Here is a 13,853-nt window from a genome sequence, read left to right as displayed (position 1 = left end):
TTTACTGACCCTACGACCTGAAAGCAGGTGAAACCCCGTGCCCTCAACACGCGCTCAACGCCCCAAGCTGCACCCGCATCGCTTCAGCCCCATGAAGTACCTGGTGCTGCTGGCCGTTATTATCATTCCCTCTATCTACTCGGGTATTTTGACCTGGGCAAACTACGACCCTACGGGCACGATTGACGCCGTTCCGGCAGCGATTGTGAATGAGGATGCCCCGGCAACCACAGCCACAGGTAGCACCCTTAACCTGGGTCAAGACCTCACCGACGAGCTTCTGAGCAACGACAGCAAACAGAATTTTGACTGGTCGACCATGAGCGCCGACGAAGCGCAGACCAAGCTCGAAAACGGTGACATCCAGGCTGTTTTGACGATTCCACCTGACTTCTCTGCGAATGTAGCGTCAGTGTCTGAAAACGATGCGGCGGCAGCCCAGACCGCCAAGCTGACCATCACCACCAATGACGGCTCCAACATCATCTCGGGCAATATCGCCAGCTCCCTGGGCACAGCGGTCACCGACACCCTGGCCAGCAAGGTATCCACCGAGTACCTCAACAACATCTACGCGGGCTTCACCGATATCCACGACTCCCTGGGGCAGGCGGCGGACGGCGCTAGCCAGCTCGCCGACGGCTCCACCAGCGCCAAGGAAGGCTCCGACGAGCTCGTGGTGGGCCTGACCGACCTCAAGTCGGGCACCGGCGAGTTAAGTTCCGGGGCAAGCACCCTAGCGGACGGTGCTACTCAGGTGAACGACGGCGCTGGCTCGCTGGCGTCCGGCTCAGCCTCCCTAGCCGACGGTGCAACTCAGGTGAACGACGGCGCTAGCTCGCTGGCGTCCGGTGCCGCGGAACTGAACAGCGGTGCCACCTCGCTGGCGACCGGTGCTGATAGTGCTGCCAGCGGCGCAGCCTCCCTCTCTGACGGTCTCAGCCAGATCGACTCCGCCGTATCTGCCCTACCCGAGCAGCTCCCCGCTCTGACCGAGGGCACCGACTCCCTGGCGTCCGGCGCCTCTGACCTTGCCAGCGGCGCACAGAGCCTTGAGGACGCCGCCGGGCAGCTCGCAAGCGGCGCCACCACCCTCTCGGATGGTGCGGACGCCGCCGTCACCGGCGCCCAGAATCTCGCCGACGGCGCAGAGCAACTGCACACCGCCACCGGCACCCTTGCCAGCGGCGCGCAGGGTCTTTCGGCCAGCTCCCAGACCCTCATCGACAACTGGGGCAACCTCACCGATGAGCAGAAACTTGCTGCCCTGCAGCAGCTCAACGCGGGAGCGTCCACCCTTGCCAGCGGCGCCGAGGCTGTAGACACAGCCGCCGGGCAGCTCGCCACCGGGGCAGATACTCTGGTGGGCACCGACTCAAGCGGCCTGACCAAGCTGGCTGCGGGGGCGTCCGCTCTCGACAGCGGGGCAGGCCAGCTGGCAAGCGGCGCAACCTCCCTCTCTAACGGGGCAGACACCCTTAGCCAGGGGGCTGCGACTCTCAACAGCAAGGCAGGAACCCTGTCCACCAGCCTGGGCTCCCTAGTCACCGCTATCTCCCAGGCCAATGACGGGGCAGCCTCACTCGCGTCGGGCACCAGCACTCTGGCCAGCGGCGCGTCCACCCTAGCGGACAGCACCGGCACTCTCTCATCGGGCGCGTCCACCCTGGCCGAGGGCACCAGCTCCCTGGCTAGCGGGTCCGCCACCCTCAACGACGGCGCCCAGACCCTCGCTGAAGGAACCAGCAGCCTTTCATCGGGCGCCACCAGTCTCGCGAGCGGCGCCACAACCCTCGATGAGGGGGCAGGATCAGCTGTGGACGGGGCGTCCTCCCTGGCCAGCGGCCTGAACGAGCTAGAGGACGGCAACACCCAGCTAGCGACCTCCCTGGGGGACGCCGTGGGGCAGGTTCCCAGCTACACCACCGACCAGGCCAGTGAACTCAGCGCGGTCACCAGCGACCCCGTCACCATTGAGAAAACCCGCCTGAACGAGGTGTCCACCTACGGCCACGGCCTGGCCCCCTACTTCATGACCCTGGGCCTGTGGGTCGGCGCTATCGCCTACTTCATGATGTACCCGGCGATCTCCAGCAAGTTCGCCCGCGGCGGTCACTCCGGCCTGCGAACCCTGCGCGGTGCCCTGGTTCCGGTACTCTTCATGGGTATTGTTCAGGGCACGGTGATGTCTACCGTGATTCACTACTGGGTGGGCATTGAAGAGATGAACTTCTGGGGCCTGACCGGCTTCGCCATTCTGACCTCTATCACCTTCCTGGCCATCAACCAGGCCCTCATCGCCCTACTGGATGCCCCCGGCCGTTTCATCGCTCTGATTCTGACCGTGGTTCAGATTGGCGCGTCGGGCGGTACCTACCCGATTGAGACAGCCCCTGCCTTCCTGCAGGCTATCCACCCCTGGCTGCCGCTGACTCACGCGCTGGAGGCTTTCCGCTCCCTGATTGCCGGTGGCTCCATCGGTATTGCAACGGGTATTGTCTGGCTGCTGGGCTGGATTGCCCTGGCTGTTGCGGGCACTGCCCTGAGCATCTGGATTCGCCACCGCCGCGAAGATAAGGCAGAGGCCGAACGCCAGGCCCGCCGGGCCGTCCTGGCGAGCGCCTAAAGAATCAAGGCCCCTAACCTACGCCCTTTCGTTTCTACCCCGATGTATCACCCCGGAGGCAGGAGCGAAGGGGCGTAGAAGGTTAAAGGGGCTACCTATAAATAACGGGCTAGCCCTCCGCCCCAACCCCACCTTCGCCCGAACCTATAGGATAGAAGGAACCGCAGCACTATCTTCCACCGCTGAAAGAGGAACCATGGGGTACTTTGAGTCCGTCCAGTCTGCCGCGCAGCTGCTTAAGCCGCTCACCGATGAGCGTATGTTGCAGGCTCTTGACCGCCTTGAGGTGGACTACGAGCTGGGCGATGACGGGGCCGCTGTGTTCCATTTTGAACGGGGCTACTTCTACTACACCCTCTCCAGTAACGCCAGCCGCGATCTGCTGAGCGTGCGCGGCAGCTACCGGGGTACCTTCCCCCTCGAGGCGCTACCCGCCCTCAACGAGTTCACCAACGCCTGGAACCAGCAGAACCTCTTCCCCAAGGTCTTCCCCTACCGGGTTGAAGAGGAGGGGCAGGGGTTTGTGGTGCTGCCGGTTGAGCTGAGCATGGTCTACGCAGGCGGGGTGACGGACGCCCAGATTGATGAGCACCTGCGCGCTGCCCTGCAGACTTCGCTGGAGTACTTCGAGACTGTGGCCTCCACCTTCGGCGGGGAGGAATAGCCTTGTCACAGCGCTTTAAAGTTGATTTGGGTGGCCTGGTTGAGCTGCTGTCGAAGAACCTGTATTCGGGCCCACAGGTCTACCTGCGCGAGGCGATTCAGAACGGGGTTGACGCTATTACTGCCCGCCGGGAGCAGGACGCCGACGCCCCCGCCCGGGTGCTCCTTGAGCCCTGGGAGGACGGCACCGGCATCACCATTACCGACACCGGTGTGGGTCTGACGGCCGAGCAGGCTGAGGAGTTTCTGGCGACGATTGGCCGTACCTCTAAGCGCGATGAGGTCTTTAACGAGGGTCGCGCCGAGTTTTTGGGCCAGTTCGGTATTGGCCTGCTGGCCTGTTTTTTGATTGCTGACACGGTTGAGGTCACCTCGCAGAGCGTGCTGCCGGGGGCTGCCCCGGTGCGCTGGCTGGGTCATGCGGACGGCACCTTTGAGGTGCTTCAGCTAGCCAGCGGTGAGGACGCCGCCGGGCAGGTTCCCGAGGTCGGCACGACGATTCGCCTGAAGGCGCGGGCGGACGCCGCCCACTGGGTTGCCGAGGAGACGGTGGTGACGCTTGCCAGCAACTACGCCGATATGCTGCCGGTTGAGGTGGCAGTTCGGGTGACAGCTGCCGGCCAGCGGATCTGGCGCCGTATTTCCCTACCTGCCCTGCCCTGGGCGAAGGGGGAGGGCGAGCACCAGCCCAACCAGCACGAGCGAGCCCTGGCCCTGACTAACTACTCCGAGAAGACCCTGGGCTTCACGCCCCTGGCTGCTCTTGAGCTCGACGTGCCCGCCACCGGCACAACCGGTGTGGCCTATGTGCTGCCACAGGCGGTGTCACCAGGCTCAGGCCGCCACCGCGTCTACGTGAAGAATATGCTGGTGAACACCCGCGAAGACACCCTGCTGCCCGATTGGGCTTTCTTCATACGGGCCGTGGTGAACTCGGAGTCCCTAACCCCAACGGCCTCCCGCGAGCAGCTGCGCGAGGACGAGATTCTTCTGCTCACCCGCGAGGCGATCGGTGAACAGCTCAAAACCTGGATTACCGCTACCCTCTCTGAGCCCAGTACCCTGCGCAACCGCTTTGTCGAAACCCATTCTTTGGCCCTGCGGGCAGTGGCCCTGGCTAGCGACGACATGCTCGATGTGGTGGCGTTCTCCCTGCCCTTTGAGACCACCGGCGGTATCGTTACGCTCGCCCAGGTCATTGAGGAGACCGGGCAGGTGCTCTACACCTCCACCACCGAGGCCTACCGCCGGGTGGCTCCGGTGGCGCGGGCCCAGGGGCTGTGGGTGGTCAACGGCGGCTACGTCTACGACGCTGACCTGCTGGCTAAACTGGCTGACCGCCCCCGCTGGAAGGTCACCGAGCTAACCAGCAAGGACGTCACCCAGACCCTGGCAGCCGTTGAGATGGAACGCGAGTTCGAGGTGCTGCGTGGCTTGGAGCGCGCTCGGGCCGTGCTCGCCGCCCAGGACTGCGGCGTCCTGCTGCGCACCTTTGACCCCGCCGAGGTGCCCGCGGTGCTGCTGCGCGATGCGGACGCCGAACGCGCCCGCGACCTGGCCCAGGAGGCCGAGGACGCCGGTGGCGCCTGGGGTGGGCTGCTCGGCTCCTTTACCGAGGCAGCAACCGAGCCAACCCGCACCCTGGTGCTCAACGACGCCAACGAGAATACCCGCCGTCTGCTGCACCAGCCGGAGCACGCGTCCTTTGAACCGGGCCTGACAACCCTCTACCTCTCAGCCCTCATGCTCGCCGGTGAGGGCCTGCGTGGGGCAGAAACCAACCTGCTCAGCGACAGCCTGGCCCAGCTGCTCGAAGCGGCCCTGCGCCAGCCCTAAACTAGCTACCAACAAGGGAGAAAACTGTGTGGTCAACCCACGAAGCCGCCCAGAAAATTGCCGCGACCCGCGACCTGCCCTACGGTAGCGCCCGCACCGCCGCCATGGAGTACATCACCCGCACCCTTGAGCGGGAGGGCCCCAAACCCATGCTGCCCGAGGCCTACCTCAACCTGGTGGAGGCCTATGTTTTTGGGCAGCCGACCCCGGCGTCCTTTGCGGTGTTCTCTAAGCTGCTGCGTCTCTACGACGCCCACCCCGAGCACTTTGACGAGTTCACCGCCCACACCCTCTTCTGGCAGTTCAAGTGGATTATTGGCGATATGACCGCCTACCCGCAGATCTCTAAGGCGCAGGCGCGCGAGCTGCTCGATGAGATGCGCCGCCGCTACCGCCTAGCAGGCATGGGCGAGATGGCCCCCGACCGGGCCGAGTACATGTGGGCTGCGCATATCGGCGAGGACGAGGCTGCCGAGACCTGGCGCGCCCGGTGGCTTGCGCACGGTGAGGACGAGATGGACTGCGGCTCCTGCAGGCACGGCGGGATTCTGCGCGACCACGTGACCGACGGGGAGTTTGAGGCGGCTATCCGTATGGGTGCCCCCACCGAAGATTTGTGTAACCGGGAGCCTGCCGCCTCCCACCGGCAGCTGGCCCTTGCCTACCTACATGTGGAGGACGGCGAAGCTGCCGGCCGGCACCTGCTGCGGGCTGCGGCTAACCGCGACCAGTATGATCCGGACGACCTGGGGGTTGAGTTTGAGGTGCTGGCCCGCGGCCAGAATCTTCAGGCAGCCTTTGACCTGCTCGCTGACCACGGCAAACGTGCCCTTGACTTGGCAGGAGACCCCGGCGATAACCGCAACTTCCTGCGCTATATCGTCGCTGGCCTGGCCTGGGCTTTAGAGGACCACGGGGATATGCCTACCGGCCTGCGACCTGCCGGTCAGACATCGCGGGCGACCCTGCGGGAGCTTTACAACTGGGCGCTGGATGAGTCCCGGCCACTGGCCCAGGCCTTTGACCGCCGGGCGGGTAACACCCGGTTCTCGGAGTCCTTAGAAGCTGCCACCGAGCTGCCCGCCCTGGTACCCATTGTGCTGCCTACGGGGGCGGACGGGGCTGGTTCGGCTAGTTTGACCGAGGCGGACGCCGCCGAAGGTACCCCGACCGGTGGCACGGGCGCGACCGGGGCTACTCCCCTATCCTTTACCCCGGTGGAGTCCTACCTGGCGGTGGCCCGCGAGCATGAGGCCGCGGGGGCTTCCCTTGAGGCGGGCCTGGCCTACGCCGAGGCTGCTTTCTTGGTGCTGGCCGGTGGGCCTGTTACGGGGGCGCAGGCACTTGAGGCCCTCGGGTTCTTTGAGACAGCCTGGCCCCTACTGGCGGACGGTGGTGCCGCCCCTGCCCTGCTGGCCGAGGTAGTGCGCGTGTGGGCACCGGTTGTCGAGCGGGTAGATGAGCTTGAAGCCCTTCGTACCCCGGTCAACGAGCTACAGGAGCTGGCCCAGCAGGCGGCCCATCCCGCCCTTCTGACTATGATGCAGGCTCAGGATCTCGCTGCCCGCCTTTCGCTGGCGACCGGTGGATCTGCGAGCCAGCAGCTTGTGGATGAGCTGGTTGAGACCTACCGCGAGAACCAGTATCTGGAGCGGGCAGCCCGCCTGCTGGTGGTTGCCGCTGAGGCTGCGACTGCCGCCGGGCAGAGTGAGCTGGCGATTGACCGCTATGAGTTGGCAGCGGAGTTTTTTGAGCCTTTGAGGCTGAAGAAGTCCCGTGCTGCTGCCCTGGACGCCTGCATTGAGCTGCTGCGCGCCACCGGCCAGGAGCACCGCGTCGAGGCCCTGCTGGCTGAGCTAATGGCGGGCTAGCGCAGCCACACCCCGCTGCGGGCCCGCAGGCCCAGGGTGAGGGCGCGGGCGCCCATATACCACAGGGCATAGGAGCACCACAGCAGCAGGTAGGCCAGGGTGGGGCCATCGAACAGCCCACCCCAGCCCCAGGAGGTGCCCCCGGCAAGCGGGGCGGGAACGTCCGCACCGGCACCGAACCAGACATACAGCCCGGCCAATACCGGCAGGTAGGCCACCAGGGTGAAGAGCCCCGCCAGGCCCAGGTAGCGCACGTCCTGGGCGCCAATCAGCACGCCGTCCAGAATAAAAACGTAGGCGGCCAGGGGCTGGCCCACCGCCAGCACCAGCAGCGACAGGGCAAAGAGGTGCTGCACCTCGGGGTCGGGGGTAAACACCCAGGCCAGGCCAAACCCGACCGCTGGGCAGACCAGGGCCGTGACCAGACCGAAGGCTAGGCTCCACCGCACCAGGCGGTTTTTGAGCTGAACCACCGCGTCCTGCCCCTGCCGGGTTGAAAGATCCTCTGCGCCCATCTCCTTGCCCAGCAGGGCCTGGGCTGCAATGGCCAGGGCGTCCAGGGCAAAAGCCAGCAGGTTAAAGAAGGCCATGGTCAGCTGGTAGGCGGCCAGGTTTTTCTCCCCCTGGCTGGTCACCACAAAGACCGTAGCCAGCAGGGCAATCCGCAGGCAGGCCGCCCGCACCATCAGCCAGGCTCCCACCCTAAAGACAGCGGCTAGTCCGGCGCGGTCGGGTAGCCAGCCGGGTGTCCGCGCCGATAAGCCGGAAGAGCTGGTAGCCGAGCCGGGCGTCCGCGTCCGCGCAACCACCGCGTAGGTCAGGCCCAGGGCCATGCCCCACTGCACCACCGCCGTCGCCACCGCCGAGCCAGCCACACCCCAGCCTGCCGGGTAGACCAGGGCCCAGCTCAGCGGCACGTTGAGGGCAGCGCCGGTGGTAGCAACGTAGAGGGGAGTTTTGGCGTCCTGAAAACCGCGCAGGGCACCGGTCGCCGTCAGCACCAGGAGCATGCCGGGCAGACCCGCAAGGGAGGGCAGCAGGTAGGCGGTGGCGTGGGTCAGGACGTCCCCGCCCGCCCCCAGTGTACGCAGCAGGGGGTCGGCGGTCAGTGCCAGCAGCACCGCAAAGAAAAGACCCAGGCCAGCAGCCACCCACAGGCCGTTGCGGGCGGCAGCAAAAGCGCTGGGAGTATCGCCTGCCCCCACGGCCCGGGCCACCGCCGGGGTGGTGGAGTAGGCCAGAAAAACCATGAAGCCCACCAGGGTCTGCACCACGGTTGAACCCAGCGTCAGGCCAGCTAATGGAGCGCTGCCCAGGTGGCCCACGATGGCAGAATCGGCCAGCACCAGCAGGGGCTCAGCGATGAGGGCACCAAAGGCGGGCACCGCCAGCGCAAGAATCTGGCGGTTGAGCGAATGCTGCCGGGGTGAAGAAGACGGTGTAGAGGGCATAAAACCACCCTACCGGCGTCCGTATGGGTAAGCGAAACCTTCATCTGCGTGTGCAAAGAACGCGCAGATGAAGGTTTCGGTTACTTTCAAGAACCTAGCTGGCCTGGGCTTCTGCCTCGGCCACATCGGCGTCGCTGACCTCAACCCCGGTGTAAAGCTTGAACTGTTCAGCAGCCTGCAGGGCGATGACCTCGCCGCCGGTGATCACTTCCTTGCCCGCAGCCCGTCCGGCCCGAATCAGCGGGGTTTCAACGGGCATGGCGACCACGTCAAAGACCACCTGGGCGGCCTCAATCGCGGGAGCGGGGTAGGCCAGGGTATCAATCTCGGGGCCGCCCTCCATGCCGATGGGGGTGACGTTCACAATGACGGGGGCGGTCAGCTCGCCCACCTCAGCGGCCCAGGTGTAGCCGTAACGCTCGGCCAGGGCCCGACCCGCCTCTTCGTTGCGGGCGATGATGGTGCCGGTGCGGAAGCCCGCGTCGTAGAAAGCTCCAGCTACAGCCGCCGCCATGCCGCCAGAGCCGCGCAGCAGGAAGGGTAGGGCGGGGTCTACCCGGTGGGAGGCCAGCAGGGATACCACCGCAATCACGTCGGTATTGTAGGCCTTGAGGTAGCCGTCGGTGTTCACAATGGTGTTAACCGCGCCGATGACCTCAGCGGAGTGGTCCATCTCGTTGACCAGGGGAATCACTGCCTGCTTGAAGGGCATGGACACCGAGCACCCGCGAATTCCCAGGGCCCGCACGCCGCCAATAGCGGCTTCAATGTCGGTGGTGGTCATGGCCTTATAGAGAAAGTCCAGGCCAAACTTTTCGTAGAGGTAGTTGTGGAACTTAATGCCGTGGTTTGAGGGGCGGCCCGAGAGGGAGATGCAGACGGTGGTGTCGCGGTTCAGGGGCGGACGGCCAGGCGCGGCAGGTGAGCTAGTCATGGGGTGTTTTCCTTGGTGAGGGTTCGAGCCGGGCTCCTCACAGCGGGGTCAACCCGGCCTGACTCTTTCACCCTACCACCGGCGTCCGCGCACCGCTCCACCTCGGCTGAGTGTAACGATAAATGCCATGGGCGCGAATCGTTACCGCGCACATGGCATTTAGCGTTACGGTCAAAAGTGGGGCTGCTAGGGCCGGGTCATGATGTAGGTTTTACGGCCCGCAAACTCGTCAGAGCGGGCGATGATGAAGCCTTCTTTTTCGTAGAAACGAATCGCGCGGGCGTTGGTGGAGAGCACCTCAAGTTCAGCAGGGCCGGGGTCGAGCACCTCGCCCAGCAGGGCCTGGGCAACTCCCGTGCCGAAGGCCTCGGGCAGCAGGTAGAGCATTTCAAGTTTCTGCACTTCGTACGGCATCTGGGAGGCGAAGGCCAGACCCAGGAGTTTGCCCGCGGCGTCCTTTTCTACCGCCACCAGGGCTCGGCGGTGCTGACCCAGTTGCTGCTGAATATCTTCACCGGTGCCGCCGGTGGAATCTAGCCACTCTGCAAATCCGGTGGCGCGGGTGTCCAGCTGTTCTTCCTGCTTAGCGAACATTTCGGGGGTAAATGTGCCGGCGTAGACGTGACGCCAGGACGTCATGCGCAGCTCTTCCCACGCTCTGGCCTCTGCAGGCACAGGTGGGCGGATCTCAAAATTCATTATTCTCCTCGAGCCCTGCCGCTGCGAGCAAGTGGGGGAAGGCAAGGCGTAGAGTCATGATACCGCACCGACCTGCACAATCTTCAGGTTTTAAATAGACAGGTGGTAGATGTAGTCGTGGGCAACTTCAGTGGCAGTGAGCTGGAAGGTGCGCTCACCCACCCGGGTGAATCCCATCTTTTCGTAGAAGGCCTGGGCGCGGTGGTTGAGCTGGTGGGTGCCAAGGTGCAGGCCGTCTTTACTGTCGGCGCGGGCAGCGGCGATAGCGGCATCCATGAGTTCCCTAGCCAGACCGGTTCCACGGGTTTCGGCAGAGAGGTAGAACTTACTCAGGTAGGCGGCCTTGCCGGGAATTTCGGCGGGGCGACCTCGGGGAAGTGGGCACTGGCAAAAGCTGAGAGGACGGGCACGTCGGCAAGGACGGCCGGGCGCAGGGTGTGGGGCATGGCTATTCTTTCTCGTAGCCGCGGAGTTTATTGAGGGCCCGGCGTTCATTTTTGGTGGGGCGGCCTGCACCCCGGTCGCGACGGGGTAGGGCACCGCTGGTGAGGTAGGCGGGTTTGGGGGCTGAGATGTCGTCGTAGCAGGTGACAGCTACGGGGGCGCCGACGCGCTTGGAGATGGTTTTTCGCACGATGAGTACGCGCTCCCAGCCGGGGTAGCGCACGGTGACGGTGTCTCCGGGTTTGATTTTCTGGGAGGGCTTGGCGTGCTCGCTGTTGATGCGCACGTGCCCGGCTTTGACCTCGGTGGACGCCAGTGAGCGGGTTTTGAACACGCGCACCGACCAGAGCCAGGCGTCGATGCGCACAGGTGGCTGCGGCTCTGCTGGGGCTGAGTCTGCGGGTGAAGTCATGTATCTAGGCTACCGTCATCGGCGTCTCCTCCCCCACCCGCACTTTCACCAGCTCGTCCCAGTGGGTGGTTGCCCTGGGCGAGAGCATCTCACGTTTCATCTGCCATTCTGGCGGACGGGCTAAGCCCGCATACCCCAGCCCCACCGAGCCCTCACCGCACCGTTCCTGCACCCGAGCGAGCAAGCCCGCGATGTCTCGGGACTCATGACGGTATTCCATGCCCCAGAGGGGTTCCTGCCCGCCGGTAGGGCGCAAATCAGTCAGTATAACGCCCGCCCTGGCATAGGCGACAGTGGAGAAGTCAACGTATTCCAGGAGCTGATGAGCAGCCCGGGTCAAAATAACCGGGTCGGACGTATACCCCGGCAGGCGCACCTGCAGGGCGGGGTGATGCTGCTGCCCAGAGCTGAAAACAGCGGTTCCACAGAAGGCGGTGAGTAGACCGGCCAGCTGGCCGTGGCGGGCTAGTCGGGCAGCTGCTTTTTGTGCGTAGATACTCAGCACCTGGCGCAGAGACTCCGCATCAGATACAGGTCGGGAGAAGGCTCTCGAGTAGATGAGCTGGTCTTTAAAGCGGCGCTGCTCTTCCAGCTCGCACGCCGGAATTTCTTGTAATTCCAAAACTGTGCGCATCAGAACCACCGAAAACTTTTTTCGAATCATGTCGGGTCGCGCGGCCGCCAAATCGGCAATCGAGGTAATACCTAGAGCCGCAAGTTTCTGCGTAGTTCGCCGCCCCACTCCCCACACCTCAGATACCGGCAAAGCCGCCAGCAGGGCGTCCTTACGTTCATTAGGCAAACAACCCCACACACAGACCCCCGCCAGGGCGGGAATCTTTTTGGCGGTTTTATTGGCGAGCTTGGCAAGGGTTTTCGTGGGGGCAACCCCTACACAGACAGGCACCCCTACGCCGCGTAGCAGCTGGTCTTTGATACGTCGGGCAAAGGTGCGGGCAGCAGCGGGCTCAAGTGGCACGGTCAGGAAGGCTTCGTCGATGGAGTACTGCTCAAATTCGGCCGCCTGTGAAGCGAGCACCCGCATCACACGGGCAGAAATTTCTCCGTAGAGCTCGTAGTTGGAAGATCGGGCGATAACCCCCTGCGCGCAGGCCCTGTGCTCTATCTGAAACCAGGGCATGCCCATCGTATACCCCAGAGCCTTCGCCTCTGCTGAAAGGGCGACCACACAGCCGTCGTTGTTTGAAAGCACCACCACCGGGCGCCCTATGAGCGAGGGGTCAAAGATACGTTCGCAGGAAACATAGCAGGAGTTAATATCAACGTGCACAACCTGTTGCCTGGCCATATCTACACCCTGTGAAGGCAGCGGGTGACCACCCCAAAAATCATAAATTCCGATTCGGCGGGGATAGGGATGGGAGGGTAGGCGGGGTTTTCGGGCAAAAGCCACCCGGCGCCGTGGCGATCAATGTGGAAACGCTTGACGGTAAATTCACCGTCGATAGCAGCCACCACAACCGACCCCTCAACCGGCCGACGGGAACGGTCAACGATGATTTCGTCACCGTCTGCGATCCCCGCGTCAATCATCGAGGAGCCGCTGACTCTCAAAATATAGGTGGAATTGCGGTCAGCGATGAGCACCTCGTTGAGGTCGATATGGGTGGCTGAATAATCCTGGGCAGGCGATGGGAAACCCGCAGGGACTCTGATGGGGCTGGTGGGAAGGGGCCAGGGCACCCCGGGTTGTAGCTGGCCTACGATAATGGCTTTCATGCCTTAAATATAGTATAAAGTTTCGAATATTGTACGAATATATATTCTATAAAGTAAGCAATATTTTTCCAGCAGTCCCGATCCGCGTGAGCGTGCGTCATATCGCTGAGCGTGCAGCAGCCGTGCGCACTCTCGGCGATATGACGCACGCTCGATGCCCCTTAAAGCCCGCGCTGGCGTACACTTATGCCCATGACTAGCCCTATCGCACCCGCTATTCCTGCCGATTCCTGCTCCCTGCCGGTTGATGAGAACCTGCCGGGTACCGCTGCCCGCGAGACGCTCTGGGTTCTGCTGGAGCACCCCGGCGGCTGGGGCCGCGATATTCTCGATGGAACCGTCTTTGGGGCAGACCTCTCAACCGCCCTTAAAGAGAAGATGGCGCAGGTGGGTGCCCGCCTGCTGCTGATTCGGCAGCCAGGTCGTGAGGGGCAGAAGGTTAAGGACGCCGGCGCCCGCCGTCGCGCCTTCCTTGCGGTCACCGGGGGTAGGGATTTTTCACCCGCCCGGCTCTACTCTTTTGAAGTAACAGGCGCGGAGGATTTACTCTCCCTCCCCCTCGAAACCCCCGGAAATATACCCGGTGCGGTTGTTTCACGTGAAGCACTGACTCTTGTCTGCACCCACTCCAAGCGCGACCGCTGCTGTGCGGTGCGGGGCCGACCCATTGCGTCCTTTGTATCCGAACAACTCGCAGACGGCAGCGTCTGGGAGTGCTCCCACACTGGCGGGCACCGCTTCGCCCCGGTCGCTATCAGCCTGCCCACCGGCTACACTTACGGGCGCCTGACCTTCGAACAGGCCCTGACCTTAGCCCAGAGTGCCCAGCAGGGCCGGGTAGAACTCACAGGGCTGCGCGGGCGCTCCTCCCACTCCCCCATCGAGCAGGTAGCCGAGGTAGCCGTCCGTACCCTCCTGGCGGACGCCGGTGAGCACCCGAGCCCCGACGACCTAAACCCCGGTGAAATGACCGCCACCGAACCCGACTTACACGCCGCCCATGTCGCCCACCGCGACGGCCGTTTCTGGGTCGCGACCGCCCGCCACACCGAGCTAGCGCCGCGACCGGCGTCCTGCGGTAAGGACGCCGGCCCCGCCTTCAGCTGGGAGGTCATCAGCCTGCACCCCGGCACGGCAGCCTAACTTTTACCCAACCCCGGGAAGCACGCAGGCGGGC

12 protein-coding genes are annotated in these 13,853 nt (G+C 64.1%); 5 read left to right on the top strand and 7 right to left on the bottom strand.

Features of this window, described 5'->3' with window-relative positions:
- Window positions 1-37 precede the first annotated feature (37 nt).
- The 4 genes from HWU94_RS00625 (at window position 38) to HWU94_RS00610 (ending at window position 6,996) form a co-directional block, all read left to right on the top strand.
- Window positions 38-2,626, top strand: a complete 2,589-nt coding sequence (locus tag HWU94_RS00625; RefSeq protein ID WP_185173859.1) for a YhgE/Pip domain-containing protein — start codon at window positions 38-40, stop codon at window positions 2,624-2,626.
- A gap of 196 nt (window positions 2,627-2,822) precedes the next feature.
- Window positions 2,823-3,290: a YbjN domain-containing protein gene (locus HWU94_RS00620; protein ID WP_185173858.1), complete on the top strand. Its 468-nt coding sequence runs from the start codon at window positions 2,823-2,825 to the stop codon at window positions 3,288-3,290.
- 2 nt (window positions 3,291-3,292) lie between these two features.
- Window positions 3,293-5,125 (top strand): HSP90 family protein, encoded by a 1,833-nt coding sequence (locus HWU94_RS00615; protein ID WP_185173857.1) that lies wholly within the window; start codon window positions 3,293-3,295, stop codon window positions 5,123-5,125.
- A gap of 26 nt (window positions 5,126-5,151) precedes the next feature.
- On the top strand, window positions 5,152-6,996 hold the full coding sequence (locus tag HWU94_RS00610; RefSeq protein WP_185173856.1) for a hypothetical protein: 1,845 nt from the start codon (window positions 5,152-5,154) through the stop codon (window positions 6,994-6,996).
- Here HWU94_RS00610 and HWU94_RS00605 read toward each other — a convergent pair.
- The 7 genes from HWU94_RS00605 to HWU94_RS00575 form a co-directional block, all read right to left on the bottom strand.
- Window positions 6,993-8,447 (bottom strand): MATE family efflux transporter, encoded by a 1,455-nt coding sequence (locus HWU94_RS00605; protein ID WP_185173855.1) that lies wholly within the window; start codon window positions 8,445-8,447, stop codon window positions 6,993-6,995. The genes HWU94_RS00610 and HWU94_RS00605 overlap by 4 nt on opposite strands.
- A 94-nt stretch (window positions 8,448-8,541) precedes the next feature.
- The gene (locus tag HWU94_RS00600; protein ID WP_185173854.1) at window positions 8,542-9,381 is read right to left on the bottom strand and encodes a shikimate 5-dehydrogenase; all 840 of its coding nucleotides are present in this window, start codon (window positions 9,379-9,381) and stop codon (window positions 8,542-8,544) included.
- A gap of 186 nt (window positions 9,382-9,567) precedes the next feature.
- Window positions 9,568-10,080, bottom strand: a complete 513-nt coding sequence (locus HWU94_RS00595) for a GNAT family N-acetyltransferase (protein WP_185173853.1) — start codon at window positions 10,078-10,080, stop codon at window positions 9,568-9,570.
- 90 nt (window positions 10,081-10,170) lie between these two features.
- Window positions 10,171-10,371 carry a GNAT family N-acetyltransferase gene (locus tag HWU94_RS11555; RefSeq protein ID WP_244956044.1) on the bottom strand — a complete coding sequence of 67 codons (201 nt, stop codon included), beginning with the start codon at window positions 10,369-10,371 and terminating at the stop codon, window positions 10,171-10,173.
- A 157-nt stretch (window positions 10,372-10,528) separates the two neighbouring features.
- On the bottom strand, window positions 10,529-10,936 hold the full coding sequence (locus HWU94_RS00585) for an RNA-binding S4 domain-containing protein (protein WP_185173851.1): 408 nt from the start codon (window positions 10,934-10,936) through the stop codon (window positions 10,529-10,531).
- Window positions 10,937-10,940: 4 nt separating this feature from the next.
- Window positions 10,941-12,245, bottom strand: a complete 1,305-nt coding sequence (locus HWU94_RS00580) for a Y-family DNA polymerase (protein WP_185173850.1) — start codon at window positions 12,243-12,245, stop codon at window positions 10,941-10,943.
- 2 nt (window positions 12,246-12,247) lie between these two features.
- Window positions 12,248-12,676 (bottom strand): LexA family transcriptional regulator, encoded by a 429-nt coding sequence (locus tag HWU94_RS00575; RefSeq protein ID WP_185173849.1) that lies wholly within the window; start codon window positions 12,674-12,676, stop codon window positions 12,248-12,250.
- A gap of 192 nt (window positions 12,677-12,868) precedes the next feature.
- Between HWU94_RS00575 and HWU94_RS00570 the strand changes: the two genes are divergently transcribed.
- Window positions 12,869-13,819, top strand: coding sequence for a sucrase ferredoxin (locus HWU94_RS00570; RefSeq protein WP_185173848.1), 951 nt, complete (start codon window positions 12,869-12,871; stop codon window positions 13,817-13,819).
- Window positions 13,820-13,853: the final 34 nt, after the last annotated feature.

The organism is Rothia nasimurium (genome assembly GCF_014217215.1).
Taxonomy (GTDB): domain Bacteria; phylum Actinomycetota; class Actinomycetes; order Actinomycetales; family Micrococcaceae; genus Rothia; species Rothia avistercoris.
Note: the sequence above shows the minus strand (reverse complement) of the source record. Positions and strands in the feature narration are given on the sequence as shown.